This window comes from Pelagibius sp. (assembly GCF_965227505.1).
GTDB lineage: Bacteria > Pseudomonadota > Alphaproteobacteria > Kiloniellales > Kiloniellaceae > Pelagibius.
On sequence record NZ_OZ245757.1, the window covers coordinates 5,038,141 to 5,058,630 of the forward strand.

At 64.0% G+C, this 20,490-nt stretch carries 18 protein-coding genes; 15 read left to right on the forward strand and 3 right to left on the reverse strand.

Annotated elements, in window-relative coordinates:
- The first annotated feature begins 145 nt into the window (after nt 1–145).
- From ACO06P_RS23570 to ACO06P_RS23620, 11 genes are all read left to right on the forward strand, one after another.
- Nucleotides 146–1,015, forward strand: coding sequence for a class I SAM-dependent methyltransferase (locus tag ACO06P_RS23570; protein ID WP_420347656.1), 870 nt, complete (start codon nt 146–148; stop codon nt 1,013–1,015).
- A gap of 419 nt (nt 1,016–1,434) precedes the next feature.
- Nucleotides 1,435–2,217, forward strand: coding sequence for a MotA/TolQ/ExbB proton channel family protein (locus ACO06P_RS23575; RefSeq protein WP_420347657.1), 783 nt, complete (start codon nt 1,435–1,437; stop codon nt 2,215–2,217).
- Nucleotides 2,174–2,596, forward strand: a complete 423-nt coding sequence (locus ACO06P_RS23580; protein WP_420347658.1) for an ExbD/TolR family protein — start codon at nt 2,174–2,176, stop codon at nt 2,594–2,596. The genes ACO06P_RS23575 and ACO06P_RS23580 overlap by 44 nt, the downstream gene beginning before the upstream one ends.
- Before the next feature lie 8 nt (nt 2,597–2,604).
- The gene (locus ACO06P_RS23585) at nt 2,605–3,009 is read left to right on the forward strand and encodes an ExbD/TolR family protein (RefSeq protein WP_420347659.1); all 405 of its coding nucleotides are present in this window, start codon (nt 2,605–2,607) and stop codon (nt 3,007–3,009) included.
- Complete coding sequence (locus ACO06P_RS23590) at nt 3,009–4,052, forward strand: TonB family protein (protein ID WP_421935206.1); 1,044 nt, start codon at nt 3,009–3,011, stop codon at nt 4,050–4,052. Before ACO06P_RS23585 ends, ACO06P_RS23590 begins: the two co-directional genes overlap by 1 nt.
- A gap of 222 nt (nt 4,053–4,274) precedes the next feature.
- On the forward strand, nt 4,275–4,427 hold the full coding sequence (hemP, locus tag ACO06P_RS23595) for a hemin uptake protein HemP (RefSeq protein ID WP_420347661.1): 153 nt from the start codon (nt 4,275–4,277) through the stop codon (nt 4,425–4,427).
- A 203-nt stretch (nt 4,428–4,630) separates the two neighbouring features.
- Nucleotides 4,631–6,835 carry a TonB-dependent hemoglobin/transferrin/lactoferrin family receptor gene (locus tag ACO06P_RS23600; protein WP_420347662.1) on the forward strand — a complete coding sequence of 735 codons (2,205 nt, stop codon included), beginning with the start codon at nt 4,631–4,633 and terminating at the stop codon, nt 6,833–6,835.
- A gap of 37 nt (nt 6,836–6,872) precedes the next feature.
- Nucleotides 6,873–7,784 carry a heme/hemin ABC transporter substrate-binding protein gene (locus ACO06P_RS23605; protein WP_420347663.1) on the forward strand — a complete coding sequence of 304 codons (912 nt, stop codon included), beginning with the start codon at nt 6,873–6,875 and terminating at the stop codon, nt 7,782–7,784.
- Nucleotides 7,785–7,796: 12 nt separating this feature from the next.
- Nucleotides 7,797–8,882 (forward strand): FecCD family ABC transporter permease, encoded by a 1,086-nt coding sequence (locus ACO06P_RS23610; RefSeq protein ID WP_420347664.1) that lies wholly within the window; start codon nt 7,797–7,799, stop codon nt 8,880–8,882.
- On the forward strand, nt 8,882–9,688 hold the full coding sequence (locus ACO06P_RS23615) for a heme ABC transporter ATP-binding protein (RefSeq protein WP_420347665.1): 807 nt from the start codon (nt 8,882–8,884) through the stop codon (nt 9,686–9,688). Before ACO06P_RS23610 ends, ACO06P_RS23615 begins: the two co-directional genes overlap by 1 nt.
- Nucleotides 9,689–9,747: 59 nt before the next feature.
- On the forward strand, nt 9,748–10,059 hold the full coding sequence (locus tag ACO06P_RS23620; protein ID WP_420347666.1) for an antibiotic biosynthesis monooxygenase family protein: 312 nt from the start codon (nt 9,748–9,750) through the stop codon (nt 10,057–10,059).
- Nucleotides 10,060–10,367: 308 nt separating this feature from the next.
- Here ACO06P_RS23620 and ACO06P_RS23625 read toward each other — a convergent pair whose 3' ends face one another.
- From ACO06P_RS23625 to ACO06P_RS23635, 3 genes are read right to left on the reverse strand one after another with little or no spacing between them, the layout of a single operon-like run.
- A complete protein-coding gene (locus ACO06P_RS23625; protein ID WP_420347667.1) occupies nt 10,368–11,489 on the reverse strand; it encodes an ABC transporter permease in 1,122 nt (373 codons plus the stop codon).
- 2 nt (nt 11,490–11,491) lie between these two features.
- On the reverse strand, nt 11,492–14,266 hold the full coding sequence (rbbA, locus tag ACO06P_RS23630; RefSeq protein WP_420347668.1) for a ribosome-associated ATPase/putative transporter RbbA: 2,775 nt from the start codon (nt 14,264–14,266) through the stop codon (nt 11,492–11,494).
- Nucleotides 14,263–15,258, reverse strand: coding sequence for an HlyD family secretion protein (locus tag ACO06P_RS23635; protein WP_420347669.1), 996 nt, complete (start codon nt 15,256–15,258; stop codon nt 14,263–14,265). The genes rbbA and ACO06P_RS23635 overlap by 4 nt, the downstream gene beginning before the upstream one ends.
- A gap of 508 nt (nt 15,259–15,766) precedes the next feature.
- Between ACO06P_RS23635 and ACO06P_RS23640 the strand changes: the two genes are divergently transcribed.
- Genes ACO06P_RS23640 through arcC form a run of 4 tightly spaced genes read left to right on the forward strand, consistent with a single transcriptional unit; the run spans nt 15,767 to nt 20,484 of the window.
- Entirely contained in the window at nt 15,767–17,200 is a 1,434-nt protein-coding gene (locus ACO06P_RS23640; protein ID WP_420347670.1) for a YfcC family protein, read from the forward strand.
- Entirely contained in the window at nt 17,197–18,456 is a 1,260-nt protein-coding gene (arcA, locus tag ACO06P_RS23645) for an arginine deiminase (protein WP_420347671.1), read from the forward strand. The genes ACO06P_RS23640 and arcA overlap by 4 nt, the downstream gene beginning before the upstream one ends.
- 60 nt (nt 18,457–18,516) lie before the next feature.
- On the forward strand, nt 18,517–19,518 hold the full coding sequence (gene argF, locus ACO06P_RS23650; RefSeq protein WP_420347672.1) for an ornithine carbamoyltransferase: 1,002 nt from the start codon (nt 18,517–18,519) through the stop codon (nt 19,516–19,518).
- Nucleotides 19,519–19,521: 3 nt separating this feature from the next.
- The gene (gene arcC / locus ACO06P_RS23655) at nt 19,522–20,484 is read left to right on the forward strand and encodes a carbamate kinase (protein WP_420347673.1); all 963 of its coding nucleotides are present in this window, start codon (nt 19,522–19,524) and stop codon (nt 20,482–20,484) included.
- Nucleotides 20,485–20,490: the final 6 nt, after the last annotated feature.

The following is a 20,490-nucleotide window of genomic DNA, read 5'->3' on the forward strand; positions in this document are numbered from 1 at the left end:
GTATGACGCTAGTGCTTAACGTCGCTGGAGATCAGGGCAGCGCAGATACGAAATGGGCCGCGCCGGCACCCTGTGCCGGTTGCGGACCTCGGCGCACACCGCAATGGCTTCAGGCCATTGCCGATGTCATGGAGGCGGGACGGCCATGACGCAGAACCAGGCCCTGCATCAGACGTCTGCTCCGACAGAGGCACATGCCGTCGATCTTTCCGGCGTCCCGGAAACCATGCTTTGGACGTTGTGGAACCGCGCCTGCGAGATGCGCCGCGCCGATCGCTTGATCGAGGACCCGATGGCGGCCGATCTGGTGGCGCGGATCGACTACGACTTCGCGGGCCGCTTCGGCAGGCCCTCCGTTTTTCACCCGGTTCGGTCCCGTTACAGCGACGACCTGGTCCGCGCCTACCTGAAGTCCGTCACCGAAGATCCTGTTGTCGTTGCCTTGGGGGAGGGCCTGGAGACCCAGCTCTGGCGCGTTGACGACGGTCGCGTGCGCTGGGTCAGCGTCGACCTGCCGGAGGCGATGGCCGTGCGCCGGCAACTGCTGCCGGAGCATCCGCGCGGCGCTTTGCTCGAATCCTCCGCCCTGGATCCGTCGTGGATGGATGCGGTGCCGAGGAAAGCGCCTCCTTTCATCACCGCGGCGGGCCTTCTCATGTACTTCGAGGAGGCCGAGGTGGCCGCGTTGCTCCGCCGGATCGCCGAGGCCTTTCCCGCTGCGCAGATCTTCTTCGATGCCATCCCGCCGGTTTTCTCGCGCAAGACACTGCGGGGCCTCAAGGTGACAAGGCGCTACACGGCGCCGCCCATGCCTTGGGGCATTTCGATCGACGACCTTCCGGCCTTCATCCGGCGGATTCCCGGACTCGAGGTCCTCTCCGTGCAGAGCTATGCCGATCCCTTTCCGCAGCGGACCCGTCTTTATCGAACGCTGTCCCGCATTCCCGCCTTGCGCCGCCGCTTCGCGGCCAGTCTTGTGCATCTGCGTTGCGGCGATCGAAGCAGCCAGGCCTGACGACACCGGCTTCGGACAATGCCGGACACCCTGCCGCGGTGCCGAACCCAGAGTCGGCCTTCGGGCGCTATTCGACCCGGATATAGCCGTCAAGACCAGCCTCAAGGTCTTTGATATCTGGAACCTGCCGTGCGATCGCCCAGGCCGTGTGCTCCTGAACGACGTGGTGGCCTGTGACGATGAAAGCGGCCCGCGTGTCGACTGCTTAGCCGTCATTGAGGCCACGGCGCGGGCGCGGCTATCGTTCATCAAGCAGCGCGTCCATCCAACCGCTGAGCACTGCTGACCAGGGCAGGGAGGGCTAAACCCCTTGAAATGCCAGCCAAGATGTGATGAAAATGAGTCGCCTTCTCATTATGGCGCTCGCCTGGCGAAGGTTCCGTGCTGCGCAAAGACCAAATCAAGAGAGAGCCGCGTCGATGAATGACGAAACGCAAGCCGCCATGGAAGCGGGCATGGCTCCCGGTTTCCTTGCCGGCGATCCTGCGACCATGACCGAGCGCGCCCTGGACCTGCTCCAGACCGGCGGACCGGTGGTGGCCATTCTCCTGGTCATGTCAGTGATCGCGCTGACCATTGTCATCTTGAAGATCTGGCAGTTCGGCTCTGTGCGTCTCGGTGAACGCCGGACGGCGCGCGAGGCCCTGCGGCTCTACCGCGCCGGCAGGTCCGATGAGGCTTTGTCCCTGATGGCGGATGCACGCAGCCCGGTGGTGCAGGCCCTGGCGCAGGCCATCCGCGGGCAGCGGCGGGGCGTCGACGAGAGCATGGTGCGCGAAGAGGTGCTGCGCTTTGGCCGTGATGTTCTGGAGTCCCTGAGGGCCGGGTTCCGACCGCTCGAGGTGATCGCGTCCCTGGCACCGCTCCTGGGACTGTTCGGCACTGTCCTGGGGATGATCGAGGCATTCCGGCAGTTGGAGCAGGCGGGTAACCAAGTGAACCCGGCCATTCTCTCCGGCGGCATCTGGGAAGCGCTTCTGACGACGGCCGTGGGTCTCGCCGTGGCCATTCCGGTGGTCGCAATGCTCAACTGGCTGGAACGGAGGGTCGACAGCTTGGCGCACGAAATGGACAGCATCGTGACCCAGGTCTTTACGGAGGATCTCTCGGGAAGTTTCTCCGTGCCGCTGTCCGGCGACAGGAAGGAAGGGGAGCAGCATGGTTCGAACCGCCTGCCCTCAGTCGCGGCGGCTGGCCGATAGGTCCGGTCGCCGCCGCGCCCTGGTCAGCCTGACGCCCCTTATCGACGTGGTCTTCATCCTGCTGGTGTTCTTCATGCTCGCCTCGAGCTTTCTGGATTGGCGCGCCATCGATCTCAGCGCGCCGGCCCGGACCTCCGCGGGCGCCGCGATGGAAGGGGCGCTTCTCGTGGAGGTCCTGCCGGCGCGTCTGCGGCTCTCCGGGGAAGTCCTTTCCATCGATACGCTGGCGACGCGGGTCGCCGCGCGAGCGCGTGAGGCGCCGGACCAGCGGGTTCTGGTCAGGCCCGCCGAGGGCGTTGCCCTGCAGCGTGTAGTGCAAATCCTCGACCGGCTGGCGGCGGCAGGGACGACGGATGTCTCTCTGATCCGGGCGCGCTGAGGCATCAGATGCAGTTTCAGCCGCCGCGCGCCCGAAACGACGATGAGCGAATCCTCCCGCTCATCAACATCGTTTTTCTGCTGCTGATCTTCTTCATGCTGGCGGGACGTTTCTCCGCCACCGACCCGTTCCAGATCACACCGCCTCAATCGGTGAGCGAGGGACCGGCGGCAACGCAGGATATCGTCGTTCAGATCGCCGCTGACGGACGCCTGGCCGTCAACGGCACGCCCCTTGACGAGTCTGCCCTGAAGGCGCAGGTGGCGCAGCGTCTTGCCGGTGCAGAAGGCTTGCAGGTTCGGTTGAAGGCGGACGGCGGGGCCTCTGCCCTGCAGGTCGTGGTGGTGATGGAGTTGCTGCGCGAAGCAGGCGTCGAGCGGCTGCAGCTCTTGACCGTGGGGTCGAAGTCGTGATGCGGGTCGCGAAACGGCACTGGGCCTTTGCGCTCTCGGCGGCCTTGCTGCTGCACCTGGGCCTTGCCGCCGCGATCCTCTGGCAGGCGCCAACGTCCGGCGCGCGGGAGAGCGGTATCGGCGGCATCGCCGTTTCCCTCGGTCAGGCCGGTGGGGCGCCGGGCAGCCCGACGCCTGCGGAGGCCGACCTGCCCAAGGCAGAGACAGCGGCCAGTCCCGAAGAGGCCGCCGCCGTGTCGGCGGACCTCGCCGCGGAGGTCCCACCCGAAGCGGTGCCCGAGCCCGCAATCGAAGCGGACGAGGTCGACGACGCGGTTGCCGAAGAGGCTGCAAACCAAGCGGAGCCGGTTTTGCCTGCGCAAACCGCAGAAAGCGTCGAGGCGCCGCCCGAGGCTGCGGCAGTCCCTGTCGAGGCTGCAGAGACCTCGCCCCCGCTCGAAACCGCGGTAGCCGCAGCGGCACCCGTCGCCGTGCCGCCGAAGCCGCAGCGTAAGCCTGCGCCGCCGCAGCGCCCCGCCAGGGAGCCGGTGCCGGCTAAGAGCGTTCAGGCGGCCCAGTCTCCTCAGGGTGCCCAGTCGCCGGCATCTCCGGTAAGTCAGGCTGTGCGGAAAACGGAAACGGCCGCGCTGCCGAAAGCGGACACCACCGCAGAGACCGCAACGACGGCACCGGCGGGCGCGGGCGGCCGCTCGGGGACCCAGGCAAGCCCGGACGCCGGCGACGCGACGGCCGCCAGCGCCGGCGGCCAGCCGGCCGCAACCCCTGACTACATGGCCGAGCTTCTGGCCTGGCTGGAACGGCACAAGAAGTATCCGCGTGGCGCCCGTCTGCGAGGGCAGGAGGGGACGGCATTTCTCTACTTCGTGATGGACCGCGACGGCCAGGTCCTCGATTTCAGCATCAAGCAGACTTCCGGGTACAAGCTGCTGGACCGGGAGGTGAAAGAGATGATCGAGCGGGCCCAGCCCCTGCCGGGGTTCCCGGACGACATGGCCGGCGCCCGGCTTGCTCTTGTGGTGCCGGTGGATTTCTCGCTGCGCTAAGCCGGGTCGGGCCAAGCCCCGCCTGGAATGATCGCCTGAGGACGCGGAGCAGCTCTTCTACAATCGCAAGGCATTATGAGAATGAGAGTCATTTGCAAATATCGAGAAGATGCGCTATTAGCCTTTGTTCATCAAAGACTTTCCACCGCTTGGGCGAGGGCGAAGCCGGAGTTCATGGGGCAAAGCAAGGACCCAACGCAGAAGCCGGGAGGGCAGGTGCCGATGACGCGCTCAGTGCCAGGAAGCCGCTTTGCGGTCCGGCGCGTGTCCAGCAGCGATCTTTTCGCCGGCGCCAAGGAGGTGATCGTCACGCACGGCGGTGAGGACTATCGCCTGCGTCATACCAGCAAGGGAAAACTGATTCTGACGAAGTAGCGCCTGAACAGAGAACAAAGCTCATAACCACGAAGACAGCCCGGGGACGATAGAAAGTCCGCCATGCGGTTGTTGAGAGACATGACAGAGGTCCAAGCCAGCCACCGAAAGCCGACCCGGCGCATGGCAGCCAGCCAGGACGCACCTTCGCAAGGAAGGCAGCAGAGGGGGTTGGAATGGCATTGCCAAGGACGAGCTGCGCGGTGGCAGCACTTTTGATCACGGTTACGAACCCAGCGGCGGTGATGGCCCAGACGGGCGAGGAGGGCGCCGCATCACCGGGCGGTGCCACAACGACCGAGGCCGAAGCGGGCGAGACGGCAACAGGCGAGACGGCAGTGGGCGAGACGGCAGTGGGCGAGACGGCGGAAGGAGCGACAGGTCAGCCGGTGCAGATGGATGCGATTTCGGTGACGGCAACGCGCAATCCGATCCGTGCTTTCGAGTATCCGGGCATGGTGACGGTGATCGACCGCGAGCAGATTCAGACCCTGCAGCCTTCGACGCCCGACGACGTCCTGCGCTTCGTGCCGAACGTCGAGTTCACCGGCGGCCCGCGCCGCACCGGCGAGGTGCCGAGCATTCGCGGCTTCGACGGTCCCGATGTGGTCGTTCTCTTCGATGGTGCGCGCCAGAACTTCGGGTCGGCGCACGACGGACGCTTTTTCATCGACCCCAGCCTGCTGAAGCAGGTCGAGGTGCTGCGCGGGCCGGCCTCCTCGCTCTACGGCAGCGGCGGCACTGGCGGCGTCATCGAGTTCCGCACGGTGGACGCGGGCGACCTGCTTGCACCCGGCGAAACCCTCGGCGCCTCCGTCTCCGCCGGTTACCAGAGCGTCAACCGGGAGCGGCTGGGGACCTTCACGGCCTATACGACCCCGATGGAGGGGCTGGATCTCATCGGCAGCATCACGAGGCGCGATTCCGGATCCATCGAGCTCGGCGACGGAAGCGAACTCGATGCGACGGACGACGAGATCATTTCCGGTCTGGTAAAGGGCAGCTATGGCTTTGCCGATCACCACCGCATTGAGGGCTCGGTCGTCGCCTTCACCAACGATGCCGAGGAGCCGAACAATGGCCAGGATCCCGACGCCGACGACGTGGTTGACAAGGACATCCGCTCCACCACCTACCGTGCGGCCTACAGCTACAAGAACCCGGACGATAATCTCTTCGATCTGGATTTCCTGACCTACTACACAGACTCCCAGGCCGACGAGATCCGTCTCGACGACCTCGGTCTGGGGCCGACCGGTGAAGTGCTGAAGCGCGATGTCGACACCATCGGTTTCCGCCTCGACAACCGCTCGCGGGTGGAGTTTGCCGAGGACATCGTCACCACCTTCACCTATGGCGGAGAATTCTACCGGGATGAGCAGGACGGCGCCGCGGGTTCCGACGAGCGGGACGGTGTTCCCGACGCGGATGCCGACTTCTATGGTATCTATGCGCAGGCGGAGATCACGGTGACCGAGCCTTTCGGGGTCATTCCCGGTGACCTGCTGATCATCCCCGGCATCCGCTACGACGATTTCAGCGTGTCGAGCTCTGTGGCTTCCGATGACACCAGCGAGGACGAGATTTCGCCGCGGATCGGCGTCAGCTATCTGCCGAACGACTGGCTGATGGTCTTCGCAAACTACGCTCACGCATTCCGTGCCCCGACCCTTGATGAACTCTTTCTGACCGGCTTGCACTTCGAGATTACCGGCCTTCCCCCGGGTGCTTCCGCGATCAACCGCTTCGTGCCCAATCCTGATCTGAAGCCCCAGACGACACGCACCATCGAGTTCGGCGGCGGGCTCGATTTCGACAGCATCCTCACCAGGAACGACCGCTTTCAGGTGAAAGCCTCGCACTTCCGCATCTGGGGCGACGACTTCATCGATCTCTCGGTCAATCAGCCCGCCCCCTTTGCCGAGTGTAATCCCTTCATTCCCGGTGACTGCGACGGCACGACCGAGGTTGACAACGTCGCCGAGGCGGAACTCTGGGGCACGGAGGTCGAAGCTTCTTACGAGATCGACCGCTTTCTGTTCTCCTTCGGTTTCTCCACCATCGACGGCGAAGACGCGGATACGGGCGACAAGCTGGGTTTGCTGACGCCCGACCAGTACACCCTGAACACGGCGGTCAAGCTGCCTGAGATCGATTCCATCGTCGGCTGGCGGCTGCTGGTGGCCGACACCTTCGACAAGGTCGACGACCCCGATGAAGAGCGTTCCGGCTATACCGTCAACGACTTCTATTTCGCCTGGCAGCCCTCCGCCGGACTGCTTCAGGGCCTTCGCCTCGACGTCGGCGTCGACAATGCCTTCGACAAGAACTACGCGCGGGTCTTCACCGGCTCGAAGGAGGCCGGGCGCAACTTCAAGGGTTTGGTCAGTTATGCCCTCAACTGGTGATCAGGAGGCGGCGGGTTTGCGCCGGAACGGTGTCCATATGAGCATAAGCGTTTTGCGCTGCAGTTTTCTCCGTGCGGGCTTCGCATCCCTTATGCTGTTTCTGGCGGCACTGCCTGCCCAGCCGGTCTTCGGAGAGGCCGGCACGGAGGACGGCAGCCGTGTTGTCTCCGTCGGCGGTTCGATCACCGAGATCATCTACGCGTTGGGGGCGGGCGACCGGCTGATCGCCGTGGACAGCACCAGCCTGCACCCGCCCGAGGCGCGCGAGCACCCGGACGTCGGCTATATGCGCCGGCTTTCCGCCGAGCCGATCCTGGCCATGAAGCCGACCCTGCTGCTGGCCGTCGAGGATGCGGGGCCTGCCACAGTGCTCGACCAGCTTCGCGCCGCCGGCACCAAGCTGGTCATCGTACCGGACGATCCTTCGCCTGAGGGGGTGATCGAGAAGGTGAGCGTCATCGCAGAGGCCCTCGACCTCGAAGAAGAAGGTCAAAAGGTTTCCGGTCGTCTCCGGCAGGATCTCGTGCGTCTGGGCGAGGCTCTTCAAGATGTCGAGCGTACCCCCTCGGTGCTCTTTTTGCTCTCCATCGGACGGGGCGCACCGCTGGCGGCCGGGCGCGAGACCTCGGCCGCCAGCATCATCGAACTTGCCGGCGGCCGCAACGCGATCGATGCCTTCGAGGGCTATAAGCCCCTCTCTCCGGAGGCCATGGTCGGCGCCGAGCCGGACGTTCTTCTGGTGACGGATCGCACCCTCGGTTTGCTCGGCGGGGAGCAGAACCTGCTGTCGCGGCCTGAGATCGCCGCGACGCCTGCGGGGCGCGAGGCTCGGCTGATCACCATGAACGGCCTGCTCCTCTTGGGCTTCGGGCCCCGCACGCCCGAGGCCATCCGCAGTCTGGCGGCGGGTCTGCACCCGGAGCTGTCGATTCCCTCTTCAGCCAACTGACCCGCCGCAGCGATGGAAATAGCGGTCGACATCGGCCAGGCGGCGGAACGGCAGACGCGGCGGTCAAGGTACGCCCTCGCTGCTTTCGCCACAGTCCTGTTGGCCGCGTTCTTCTTCGCGGTGGGCTATGGCGCCGTCGCCGTTGCCCCGTTGGAAACCCTCGCCATCTTCCTCGGCCAGCTGGGTCTCCACGTCATGGGCGGCTACGAAGGGGTGCAGGAGATGGTTCTGTTGGCCATTCGCCTGCCGCGGGCTGTCTTGGCCCTTCTGGCTGGTGCTGCCTTGGCCGTTGCCGGCGCTGCGCTGCAGGGGCTCTTTCGCAATCCCCTGGCCGATCCCGGCCTCATCGGCGTCTCCACCGGCTCGGCGCTTGCCGCGGGTGTGGCCATTGTGTTCGGCGGCGCGCTGCTGGGCTTTCTCCCGGTCTGGCTGAGCGCGGCGATCCTGCCCCTGGCTGCGTTTCTCGGCGGTCTCGCCACGACACTGGTGGTCTACCGCATCGCCAGCCGCGACGGCCGTACCGAGGTCGCCACCATGCTGCTGGCCGGCATCGCGCTCAATGCGCTCGCGGCGGCGGGGATCGGCCTGCTGGTTTTTGTGAGCGACGACCAACAGCTCCGCGATCTGCAGTTCTGGCTGCTCGGCGGCCTCGGTGGCGTGACCTGGAGCAGCCTGCTTTCCGCGGCGCCCCTGATCCTGGTGCCGACTCTCCTCCTCGCGCTGTTTTCCCGTCAGCTCAACGCGCTTCTTCTCGGCGAGACGGAGGCCACGCACCTCGGCTTCGACGTGGAGCGCACCAAGCGCTGGATCATCGTGCTGGCGGCTCTTGCCGTCGGGGCATCGGTGGCGCTGACCGGGGTCATCGGTTTTATCGGCCTTGTGGTGCCGCATCTGGTGCGTCTGATGATCGGCCCGGATCACCGCACCCTGCTGCCGGCGTCGATCCTCCTAGGCGCGGCGCTGCTGCTGCTGGCCGATCTGGTCGCGCGGACCATAGTGCTGCCGGCGGAGCTGCCCGTCGGTATCCTGACCAGCTGCATCGGCGGACCGTTCTTTCTCTGGCTGCTGATCCGCCGCCGCGGCCTGGGGATGTGGTGATGCTCGCGGCTTCGGACCTTCACTTTCGTTACGGATCCAAGTCGATCCTCGCCGGTGTTTCCCTCTCCGTCCGGCCCGGCGAGGTGCTCGCCATCATCGGCCCGAACGGCGCTGGCAAGTCGACGCTGCTGCATCTGCTCTCCGGCGCCACGAAGCCGCAGGACGGCGACGTCAGCCTCGATGAGCGCCCTTTGCGGCAATGGCGGCCTGCGGCGCTGGCCCGGCGGCGGGCTGTCCTGCCCCAGGCGCCGCTGCTGAGTTTTCCTTTCCGCGTGCTCGACGTGGTCATGCTGGGCCGCAGTCCCTATGCTGGTCAGGTGGAGCGGCAGGAGGATCTGCGGATTGCGGCGTTGGCTCTGAGGGAGGCCGATGTCGAACACCTCGCCGAGCGCATCTATCCGACGCTGTCCGGCGGCGAGCGGCAGCGGGTGCAATTGGCCCGTGTGCTGGCTCAGGTCTGGCCGGAGGGTGGTGAGGGGGGCGCAAAAAGACCGGAAGGCCCTGACAGTCGCTATCTGCTGCTCGATGAGCCCACCAACAACCTCGACATCGCCCACCAGCAGACGGCGCTGGCCGCGGCCCGCCGCCTGACCGATCACGGTCACGGCGTGCTGGCCGTCCTGCACGATCCCAATCTGGCGGCGCTCCATGCCGACCGCATCTGCATCCTGCAGGGCGGGGCGATCGTGGCCGAAGGGGCGCCCGATGCCGTTATCACCGAGCGCAATCTCGAAACCGCCTTCGGCCTGCGGGTCACGGTAATGCGCCACCCCGCCACCGGCCGGGCCGTCATGGTGCCGGCATGATGGCGGGTCTCACAGATACCAAGCACAGCAACCCTTTACCTGGATCACTGGAGGATCGCATGTACATCGCCATGAACCGCTTTCAGGTGCGCCACGGTCACGAAGCCGAGTTTGAGGAGGTCTGGAAAGGCCGTGACAGCCGGCTGAAGGGCGTGCCCGGCTTCGTCGAGTTCCACCTGCTCAAGGGACCCGAGCACGAGGATTACCGGCTCTACTCCTCCCACACCCTCTGGGCCACGCGCGAGGACTTCGAAGCCTGGACGAAGTCGGAAGCCTTCCGCGAAGCCCACCGCTCCGCCGGCGGCAACCGGCATATGTATCTCAACGGTCCGCACTTCGAAGGCTTCGATGTGGTCCAGCACATGAAGTAGAGAGGGACGCACGACGGCGGCCGGACCAGCTTTCAATGCTGTCTGGACGTGTTGGAAAGGACGGCGGTCTTCTGATCCGTCTCATTTCGAAGCTGTCGAGTTCACCGAATGGGAACACATTGGGGGACCGGCGTAAGCCATGCTCTTTAAACGGCTCACAGCGGGGCCGCGTGTGAAGGGCAGTTTGCGGTCTGGTTGGCTCCCACATGATCAGGTGGCCGAGCGCCAGCCTGCTGTTTCCAGAAAGACCGTCAGCCATGGGCATCTGGCACGGGCATCTGGCCCTGGTATCTGGCTCCGGTATCTGGTTAAGATCGCATCACGGCGATGCTTCTTCTGAAGCGCGCGGCTGCAAAAGCGAAGAACAGGCCGCCGATCACCGTCACGAGCGCAAACTGCGGCCACACGATGTCGATACCGGCGCCGCGATAGAGAATGGCTTGCGCGAAGCTTACGAAATGCGTCGAAGGCACGGCCTGCATGACGGCCTGCAGAAGCTCCGGCTGGCTTTCGATTGGCGTCTCACCCCCTGACAGCAGATTCATCGGCAGGAAGACCAGCATGAAAAGCAGACCGAACTGGGGCATCGAGCGGGCAATGGTGGCGAGAAAGATGCCGAGGGCCGTGGCGAAGAACAGGTAGAGGCCCGTTCCCGCGAGAAAAAGCGCTTTTGAGCCGGCGATCGGCACCTGCAACAGTGTTTCGACCACCAGCCACAACGACAAGCCCGCGGCAACGAGAATGACCAGGCCGTTTGCCCAGACCTTGGCCACCATGATTTCGATCGGGGTCAGGGGCATGACCAGAAGATGTTCGATGGTGCCGTGTTCGCGCTCCCGGATCAAAGCGGCGCCGGTCAAAACGATGGCCAGCATGGTGACGTTGTTGATGATCTCCGTGACACTGGTAAACCAGGAACTCGTTATATTCGGATTGAAGGCATAGCGCGCTTTCAGCTCAACGGGGTGGGGTGTCGCGGGAGTCCCCAGGAACGTATTGATCTCCTGTGCGAGGATACTGGCGATGTAGCCGTCGCCTATGCCCGCCTGCATCATTGCCGTGGCGTCGATGTTGACCTGTAATGCGGGCCGCCGCCCGGCGAGCACATCGGCCTGGAAGCCGTGCGGGATAACCAGCGTGAAAGTGTAGTGTCCGGAATCCATTCCAGGATCGATCTCTTTGAAGGAAATCAGCCTGGGTTCGCGAAAGTAGGGAGGCAAAAAGGCCTGACCGATGCGCGTTGAAAGCTGGGAGCGATCCTCGTCGACGATGGCGATGGAGCCGTTTCTCAGTTCATGCGACATCCCGGTGGCGGCTGTATGGACGGCGAAGGAGAAGGCCCAGACGATAAGCGCAAGCAGAACGATGTCGCGCCGCAGGCTGAACAGCTCCTTCACACCCAGCCGGTAGACATTCTCGAGACGCCGCATAGTCAGTGCTCCTGTTTGTTGAGCAACACCATGCTGAGGATCGTCAGGATGGGGATGAAGACGGCCAGCGCCAGGAAGTCCCGATAGAGGTCGGCAAAGTCGAGCGCCTTGGTAAAGGCGCCGACACTGATGGTCATGAAGTAACCGGTCGGAAAGCCCTGGCCGATAACAGCTGCGCTGCCGTCGAGCGAGGAGACCGGCTGCATCATGCCGGAGAACATGACAGCAGGCACTGTGGTGGCGATAGCCGTAGCGAACAGCGCAGCGATCTGGGTCCTTGTGAACGAAGAGATGAACAGGCCAAGCCCGGTGGTCGCGGTCACGTAGAGGAGGGCACCAAAACTCAGGGCAAGGAAGCTGCCCCTGACCGGAACACCGAACAGGAATACCGCCAGGCCGCACATCAGGAAGAAGTTGGCCATAGCCAGGGCGATGTAGGGCAGTTGCTTGCCGAACAGGAACTCCAGGCGGGTCACCGGCGTTACGTAGAGGTTGGTGATCGACCCGAGTTCTTTTTCACGGACCACGCCGAGGGCCATCAGGATCGCTGGAATGAACATCAGCATCAGCGCGATGACCGTGGGCACCATGGCGAAGATGCTCTTGAAGTCCTGGTTGTAGCGGTAGCGGGACTCGATTTCCGCCGGCAGAAAGACAGGGGCCTCGCCGTAATTGCGCCGCGAGAGCTCTGTCAGGTAGTGCCGGTGCAGGCCTTCCAGGTATCCGCGTGTCGTCTCCGCGGCGAAAGGCATGGAACCGTCGATCCAGGCGGCGACCTCCGGTGTCCGGCCTTGCAGCAGGTCCTTGCCGAAGTTGGGCGGTATCTCGATCGCCAGCGAGATGTCACCGCTCTTCAGACGATGGTCCATCTCGCTATGGGTCGCCAGTGGCGGCTGCTCCAAGAAGTAGCGCGAGCCGGCAAGCCCCTCGAGGTAGCTGCGGCTCTCTGGTGTCCGGTCGCGGTCGAGCACAGCGTAGGTGAGATCCTCGACGTCGAAGGTGATGCCATAACCGAAGACAAGCATCAGGAACGCTGTACCAAGAAGCGCGACGGTCAGCCGGATCGGGTCGCGCAGAAGCTCCATGGATTCCCGGAGACTGTAAGCGAAAAGGCGGCGCGGGCTGAAGCGTTGAGCCGCGCGCCGCGACAGCATATCGACCTGGGGTGTCGGCGGCCCCGCGAGGCCGCCTTGGACGTCGGCGTCGGTATGGCCGCCTGTCTGCTGCCCGCCCGCTTCCTGGTCGGTTGCCCCCTGGAGGTAAGCGATAAAGGCTTCCTCCAGCGTTTCCGCGCTGCACTGCGCCACCAGTGCTGCAGGCGTGTCGCTGGCCAGAACCTGTCCGGCATGCATCAGCGAGATCCTGTCACAGCGCATCGCCTCGTTCATGAAGTGGGTCGAGATGAAGATCGTCACACCCTGGTTGCGCGAAAGGTCGATCAGGAGCTCCCAGAAGCTGTCCCTGGCAATCGGATCGACCCCGGAGGTTGGCTCATCCAGGATGAGCATCTCAGGCTCGTGAATGGTGGCGACTGCCAGCGACAGCCGCTGGCGGACACCCAGAGGCAAGGCCGCCGCCAGGACCTCGGTATAGTCGATGAGCCCAAAGCGCACGATCAGTTCTTCGATCCGTCCGGGGATGCTCTGACGCGGCAGGTGGAACAGTCTTGCGTGCAGATCGAGGTTCTGACGTACCGTGAGCTCGGCATAGAGCGAGAAAGCCTGGGACATGTAGCCGACCCGCTTGCGGGTTTCGAGGTCGTGCGCCTTGGTTTCCTCGCCGAAAAGCCAGGCCTTGCCTTCGGAGGCCGGCAACAGACCCGTCAGCACCTTCATCGTCGTGGTCTTGCCGCAGCCGTTGGACCCCAGGAAGCCGAAGATCTCACCGCGCGCGATCCGGAAACTGACGCGGTCAACAGCGGTGAAGTCGCCGAAGCGCCGAGTGAGCTCCTCGGCGACGATGGCGGGCTGCCCGTCGTGACCTTTGCGGGGTTGGATCGTCAAGCGCCGGTGGCTGCGCTCCTCACTGCCCGGCAAAAGCGCGACGAAGGCGTCCTCGAGAGTCTCGGCGCTCGCCTTCGCCTTGATCTCCGCGGGGCTGCCGGTTGCGAGAACCGCGCCTTCATTCATGGCAACGAGGAGGTCGAAGCGCTCGGCCTCATCCATATAGGCAGTGGCGACAAGCACGCCCATGTGAGGCCGTTGCCTTCGAATCCGGTCTATCAGGTCCCAGAACTGGCGGCGCGACAAGGGGTCGACGCCGGTTGTCGGTTCATCAAGGATCAGAAGGTCCGGATCGTGGATCAGTGCGCAGCAAAGCCCGAGCTTCTGTTTCATCCCCCCGGACAGCTTTCCCGCCGGCCTGTCGGGGAAAGGGTCAAGGCCGGTGCTTCTCAGAAGGTCGGCGATGCGCTGGTGGCGTTCTTTCGGGCCTTGGCCGAACAGACGGCCGAAGAACTCCAAGTTCTCCGAAACCGTAAGATCCATGTAAAGGTTTTTGCCCAGTCCCTGCGGCATATAGGCGATCCGTGGACAGACGCGGCGCCGGTGCCCTGAGTCGGCCATGTCGCCGCCCAGCGCGGTCACTTTCCCTGACTGGATTCTCCGCGCCCCGGCGACCAGCGCCAACAGCGTTGACTTGCCGACCCCGTCAGGACCGATAAAGCCCACCGTTCTGCCCGCCGGCAGTTCGAGCGTTACGGCATCAAGAGCGCTTGTGCGGCCATAGCGATGGCTCACAATTTCCAATCGAACAGCCGACGTCGGTTCTGCGGTCATTGTGTGGAGACCGGGGGCAGCCTTACGGCAAAGCGCTCCGGCCACTCGGCATCGGAGCCGAGCAGGATGTAAGCCTCGCCCGGCAGGCCGGTCTTCACCTTCTCGATGTGGGCGCGCAGCAGCTCCGGGTCGATCTTGACCTTAATCCGGAACATGAGCTTCTCGCGCTCGCTCCGCGTCTCAACCTCCCTTGGCGTGAACTGCGCGTTGGCGGCCACGAAGGAGACCTTCGCGGGGATTACGAACTCGGGGACAGCGTCCAGGATAATGCGTGCGTCCGATCCGACGAAGACGCGGCCGACCTGAGCCGTTGGAAGGAAGATCGTTATGTAGACATCACTCAGATCGAGCAAGGTGACGACCTTGCCGCCGTCGGGAAGGACCTCGCCGGGTAGCGCGAGCCGGTATTGAACGCGCCCCTCGCGCGGCGCCTTGAGAACGGAATCGTCGATTTGGGCCTGTATCCGCCGTGCTTCGGCCGCTGCGGACTCGACGGCGCGCTGGGTGCTGAAAAGTCGGGCATTGGCCGCCTCGAGCGTTGCCTTGGCCGTGTCCCGCTCAGTCTGACGCCGCTCAAGGTGCTCGGTGGAAACGTGCCCCTTCTGGACGAGAAAGACCGCTCGCCCCAGTTCCTGCTCGGCAAAGGCCAGCTCGCTCTGGCGCTGGGCGATCTGGGCTCTCGCCTCGGCAACGGCTTCAAGGGCCTGGGCAACGTCCGCTTCGGCCTTTGCTAGGCTCGCTTCAAGTTCTGCCGTGTCCATGCGGGCCAGCGTTTGGCCGGCTTCGACCATGTCGCCCTCGTCAACCACAACCTCTGAAACGCGGCCAGCATACTTGGCTGCCACGTGCACTTCTTCAGCCTCGATGCGGCCGTTCCCGGTTGCGATGTTGGCCGGCAACTGATTGGTCCGTTCCTGCCACCAGTAGTAGCCGGCCGCGGCTGCGGCAACACCCAGCACAAAGACAACGAGGATGGTTCGGAATCTCTTCATCACCAGTTCTCAGCGGTTGCTACCGGTTCCGGAGTCGTCAAAGGTCATTTGTTCCGGCACGCCAAACAGCCCGACGCTTCGAAAATGCCGAGGCTGGGACACAAAGGGAAACCGCGTCGGTGTTCTGACGGATCGGGCCTCAGGCACTTCGCTGCACTACTTGATCCTGTCTCGTCTCGCAGGTTGCCTGATGAGTTCTGCAGCAGTGGGGCTTGACCCGAAGAACAAGAACTCTTGTCTCACAATCCACCGGCCGCGCGGATGACCTAGATCAAGGTCCGGCAGCCTCATAAGTGTACACTTCATTGCAACCGCCGCTTCCAATACAGAGGCGTTCCGTCTCCACGTTGTGCCGTGATGAGTCGGGACGCGGGGGTCGAACCTTTCCGATCCCGTTTACCCATCCGCCGGACCGCATCGTGGTCTGGGCTGGTTGGGCAATGCGAACGCTTGAGAAGAGGGAGCGGCCGCCGCAGCGCGGCGATTCGAACCGAAGTGGAGCTCTCTCTTGGCAAGCGATTCTGCCGGCCCTGTGCCGCGCTTCAAGTTTCCGACTGCCTACACAATCCTTTTTGGATTGATTGTTATCGTCGCCGGTCTCACCTGGATCGTTCCTGCCGGGGAGTATGAGCAGGCATTCAACGAAGCCCTGAACCGGGAAGTGCCGGTACCCGGCACCTACCAGGAAGTCGAGCCAAGCCCGCAGGGCCTGGGGGCTATAATCCTGGCGCCCATTGCGGGCTTCTACGACCCGGTCAGCTACGAGGCCAATGCCATCGACGTTGCGCTCTTCGTTCTGGTCCTCGGCGGCTTCATCGGGGTGGTCGCCAAGACCGGGGCCATCAGTGCCGGGATCACCGGCACCATGAGGGCGCTTCGAGGCCGGGAAAAGTGGATGATTCCGATCCTGATGTGCCTCTTTGCCGCTGGCGGAACGACCTATGGCATGGCCGAAGAGACCCTGGCCTTCTACACCATTGTGATCCCCATCATGATTGCGGCCGGCTACGATTCGCTGACCGGCGTCGCGATCATCCTGGTCGGTGCCGCAATGGGCGTTTTGGGGTCTACGGTGAATGCCTTTGCAACGGTCATCGCCGCCGACGCCGCCGGCATCGCCTTTACCGAGGGAATCGGCCTCCGCCTGATCATTCTCGGCGTCGGCTGGCTCGTCTGCGTCGCCTATGTCATGCGCTACGCCGAAAGGGTCCGGCGCGATCCGTCCAGATCGATTGTTGCGGATCGCAAAGAGGCCAATGAGGCGCACTTCCTGAAAGGTGGAAGGACCTCGGAAGTCACCGAGTTCACCCTGAAGCGGAAGATCATCCTGCTGATCTTTGCCGGCACCTTCGCCGTCATGGTCTGGGGCGTTGCGGCCGGCGGTTGGTGGATGGCGGAGATGTCCGGTCTCTTTCTGGTTTCGGCCATCGTCGTCGGCGTGATCGGCGGACTGGGCGAGGAGGGCTTCACGACGGCCTTTGTGGAGGGTGCCAAGGAACTGCTTGGAGTCGCCCTGATCATCGGTGTCGCCCGCGGCATCGTCGTTGTGATGGATGCCGGGCATCTGACCGATACGATTCTCTTCCATTCGGCTCAAGCCATGGACGGGATGTCGCCCATTGCCTTCATCAACACGATGTACTGGCTCGAGGTGGCGCTCTCGTTCTTCGTGCCGTCGTCATCGGGTCTGGCGGTCCTGACAATGCCGATCATGGCGCCGCTTGCCGACTTCGCCGGCGTCGGCCGCGATCTCGTGGTGACGGCCTATCAATCGGCCAACGGCCTTGTGAACTTCTTCAACCCCACTTTTGCCGTGGTCATGGGTGCCTTGGCCATCGGCCGCATACCCTATGAACGCTGGCTCCGTTTCATACTGCCGCTGTGCCTGATCCTCACCATCATGATCATGGCGGCACTCAGCGTTGGAGTGGTGATCGGATGAGCGAGATGGATCAGCATCGGAAGGCCGGCGTTGCCGCGGCGTATGGCGTTCATTCGGAAGTTGGAAAGCTACACAAGGTTCTGGTCTGCAAGCCGGGCAAGGCGCATGAGCGCCTGACGCCGGCCAACTGCGAGGAGCTGCTCTTCGACGATGTCTTCTGGGTCCAGCAGGCCCGGACTGATCACTATGACTTCTGCTCCAAGATGGAGGAGCGGGGCGTCGAGGTGCTGGAAATGCATGCGTTGCTCGCGGCGACCATGACGGACCCGCAAGCGCGTGCCTGGGTGCTCGACCGTAAGATCACTGAGAACCAGGTCGGCGTCGGGATGCGTAAGGAGCTTCGCGCCTGGCTGGACGAGATGCCGGCAAAAGAGCTTCCCGACTATCTCATCGGGGGCATTGCGGCCGGTGAGCTGCCGTTCGATCCGAAGGGAATGCTGGGCCGCTACCTCGGCCCGAACGGTTTTGTGCTGCCCCCCTTGCCGAACACGATCTTCACACGGGATACGACCTGCTGGATTTACGGCGGCGTGACGCTCAACCCGCTGTTTTGGTCCGCCCGAAGGCAGGAAACGCTGCTGACCACTGCAATCTACAAGTTTCACCCCTTGTTTCAGCAAGCGGAGCTGAAAGTCTGGTGGGGCGATCCGGACCTTGACCATGGAATGGCGACGCTCGAAGGCGGCGACGTTATGCCCCTCGGCAAGGGCGTGGTTCTGATCGGAATGGGGGAGCGCACCTCTCCGCAGGCTGTCGGCCAGGTCGCGCGGTCGCTGTTCAGACAGGGTGCGGCGCAGCGGGTTGTCGCCTGTCAGATGCCGAGATCCCGAGCGGCGATGCACCTGGACACGGTGTTCTCGCTCTGCGACTACGATCTGGCGACCGCCTACAAGGCGGTCTGTGACGAGATCGTCTGCTACAGCCTGAGGCCCGGCGACAAGTCGAGCGAAATCGATTTCCGGCAGGAGAAAGAACACCTCTTTTCCGTGGTCGCGGACTGCCTGGGCATTGACGAACTGCGGATCATTTTCACGGGTGGCGATGCCTACGAGCGCGAGCGCGAGCAGTGGGACGACGGCAACAATGTGGTTGCTCTCGAGCCCGGTGTCGTCGTCGCCTACGCCCGCAACACCCACACCAACACCCAACTGCGTAAGGCCGGGATCGAGGTGATTACGATCCACGGCTCGGAACTCGGCCGTGGCCGCGGCGGCGGGCACTGCATGACCTGCCCGCTGCTGCGCGACCCCGTCTGACAAACCGGTTTGCGCCCCTCGACGCGAGAAGCCGCTTGTCCCGGAGCATGGAGAGGACCTATGCCGATCAACCTCAAAGGGCGAAGCTTTCTCACTTTGCTCGACTTCACGCCGAACCAAATCCGCTATCTGATCCGGCTGGCCGCCGACCTCAAGGCTGCAAAGGCGGCCGGCTACGAACAGCGCCGTCTGACCGGCAAGAACATTGCCCTCATCTTTGAGAAGGCCTCGACCCGCACCCGTACCGGTTTCGAGGTGGCGGCTTACGATCAGGGGGCGCAGGTCACCTACCTCGGCCCCAGCGGCAGCCATATCGGTCATAAGGAAACCATGAAGGATACGGCCCGCGTGCTCGGGCGCATCTACGACGGGATCGAATACAGGGGTTTCGGCCAGGCAGCCGCTGAGGACCTTGCGGACTTCGCCGGCGTCCCGGTTTGGAACGGCCTGACCGACGCCTTCCATCCGACCCAGGTTCTTGCCGACTTTCTGACGATGCGGGAGTTCACGCATAAGCATCTCTCCGACGTCAGCTTCTGCTTCCTGGGCGATGCCGGCAGCAACGTGGGTGACTCTCTGATGATCGGCGCCGCCAAGCTCGGCATGCACATCCGAATGGCCGCGCCGGAGGCACTGTGGCCGGATGAAGATCTGAGAGAGCAGTGCAAAGCCCTGGCGAAGAAGACCCAGGCGCAGATCACCTTGACGGAGGACGTCGAAGAAGCTGTCCGGGGCTGCGACTACGTCTACACCGATGTCTGGCTGTCCATGGGCGAGCCGGCCGAACTGTGGGAGCAGCGGATCGCACTTCTGAAACCCTACCAGGTAACCCGAGAGGTGATGGAGATGACCGGCAGCCGCCACGCCAAGTTCATGCACTGCCTGCCGGCCTTCCACAACGCGGAGACGACCCTGGGTCGGGAGGTTCAAGAAAAGTACGGCCTTGATGCCATGGAGGTCACCGAAGAGGTCTTCGAGTCCGGGCGCTCCATCGTCTTTGATCAGGCGGAGAACCGCATGCACACCATCAAGGCCGTCCTGGTCGCGACGATAGGAGCCTGAGCCTTGCGCATCGTCATCGCCCTCGGTGGCAACGCCCTGTTGAGGCGCGGTCAGGCCCTGACGGCTGAGAATCAGCGCGAGAACGTCCGCGCCGCGGCTGCGGCGATGGCGCCGCTGGCCAGGGAGCATGCGCTTGTCATCTCCCATGGGAACGGCCCGCAGGTCGGTCTGCTCGCGCTGCAGGGGGCGGCCTACAAGCCGGAGGAGGCCTATCCGCTCGATGTTCTGGGAGCGCAGACCGAAGGCATGATCGGCTACATGATCGAGCAGGAGATGGCCAACCTGCTGCCCGGCGAAATGCCCTTTGCAACCATGCTGACGATGATCGAAGTGGATTCCGAAGACCCTGCGTTCGACGATCCGACCAAGTTCATCGGCCCGGTCTACGAAGCGGCGGAGGCGCACCGGCTCGCCGAGGAAAAGGACTGGTCAATTAAGCCGGATGGCAACAAGTGGCGCCGTGTCGTTGCCTCGCCGCAGCCCAAACGGATCTTCGAAATCCAGCCGATCCGCTGGTTGCTGGAGCAGGGAACGATCGTCATCTGCGCCGGCGGCGGCGGCATCCCCACAGTCTATGACGACGACCGCAAGCTGACCGGTGCCGAGGCGGTCATCGACAAAGACCTCGCCAGCGAGCTGCTGGCCCGCGAACTCGAAGCCGATTTCTTCGTCATGGCAACGGACGTTGAGGCGGTCTACGTGGGCTGGGGCGAGCCCGGCGCGAGAGCGATCAAACGGGCGACGCCGAAAGCCATCCAGTCCTACGAGTTCCCCGCCGGCTCGATGGGGCCGAAGGTTGAGGCCGCCTGCCGCTTTGCCGCGCGGACGGGAAAGACCGCGGCGATCGGGGCTCTGGCCGACCTCGTGCAGATCATTCAGGGATCCGCGGGAACAACGGTGACGGAGCAGGCTGGCGAGCTCGCCTGGCACGAGCGTTCAAGCGCGACTGAGGCGATTGATCCCTGACCACTC

What these genes read in the sequence shown, in the direction of transcription:
- ACO06P_RS23620 (WP_420347666.1), top strand. Translation starts at nt 9,748, where the DNA reads ATGTACATCGCCATGAACCGCTTTCAGGTGCGCCACGGTCACGAAGCC.
- ACO06P_RS23635 (WP_420347669.1), bottom strand. Translation starts at nt 15,258, where the DNA reads ATGAAGAGATTCCGAACCATCCTCGTTGTCTTTGTGCTGGGTGTTGCC.
- ACO06P_RS23590 (WP_421935206.1), top strand. Translation starts at nt 3,009, where the DNA reads ATGCGGGTCGCGAAACGGCACTGGGCCTTTGCGCTCTCGGCGGCCTTG.
- ACO06P_RS23625 (WP_420347667.1), bottom strand. Translation starts at nt 11,489, where the DNA reads ATGCGGCGTCTCGAGAATGTCTACCGGCTGGGTGTGAAGGAGCTGTTC.
- ACO06P_RS23605 (WP_420347663.1), top strand. Translation starts at nt 6,873, where the DNA reads ATGAGCATAAGCGTTTTGCGCTGCAGTTTTCTCCGTGCGGGCTTCGCA.
- arcA (WP_420347671.1), top strand. Translation starts at nt 17,197, where the DNA reads ATGAGCGAGATGGATCAGCATCGGAAGGCCGGCGTTGCCGCGGCGTAT.
- ACO06P_RS23580 (WP_420347658.1), top strand. Translation starts at nt 2,174, where the DNA reads ATGGTTCGAACCGCCTGCCCTCAGTCGCGGCGGCTGGCCGATAGGTCC.
- ACO06P_RS23615 (WP_420347665.1), top strand. Translation starts at nt 8,882, where the DNA reads ATGCTCGCGGCTTCGGACCTTCACTTTCGTTACGGATCCAAGTCGATC.
- rbbA (WP_420347668.1), bottom strand. Translation starts at nt 14,266, where the DNA reads ATGACCGCAGAACCGACGTCGGCTGTTCGATTGGAAATTGTGAGCCAT.
- ACO06P_RS23570 (WP_420347656.1), top strand. Translation starts at nt 146, where the DNA reads ATGACGCAGAACCAGGCCCTGCATCAGACGTCTGCTCCGACAGAGGCA.
- hemP (WP_420347661.1), top strand. Translation starts at nt 4,275, where the DNA reads ATGACGCGCTCAGTGCCAGGAAGCCGCTTTGCGGTCCGGCGCGTGTCC.
- argF (WP_420347672.1), top strand. Translation starts at nt 18,517, where the DNA reads ATGCCGATCAACCTCAAAGGGCGAAGCTTTCTCACTTTGCTCGACTTC.
- ACO06P_RS23575 (WP_420347657.1), top strand. Translation starts at nt 1,435, where the DNA reads ATGAATGACGAAACGCAAGCCGCCATGGAAGCGGGCATGGCTCCCGGT.
- ACO06P_RS23610 (WP_420347664.1), top strand. Translation starts at nt 7,797, where the DNA reads ATGGAAATAGCGGTCGACATCGGCCAGGCGGCGGAACGGCAGACGCGG.
- ACO06P_RS23585 (WP_420347659.1), top strand. Translation starts at nt 2,605, where the DNA reads ATGCAGTTTCAGCCGCCGCGCGCCCGAAACGACGATGAGCGAATCCTC.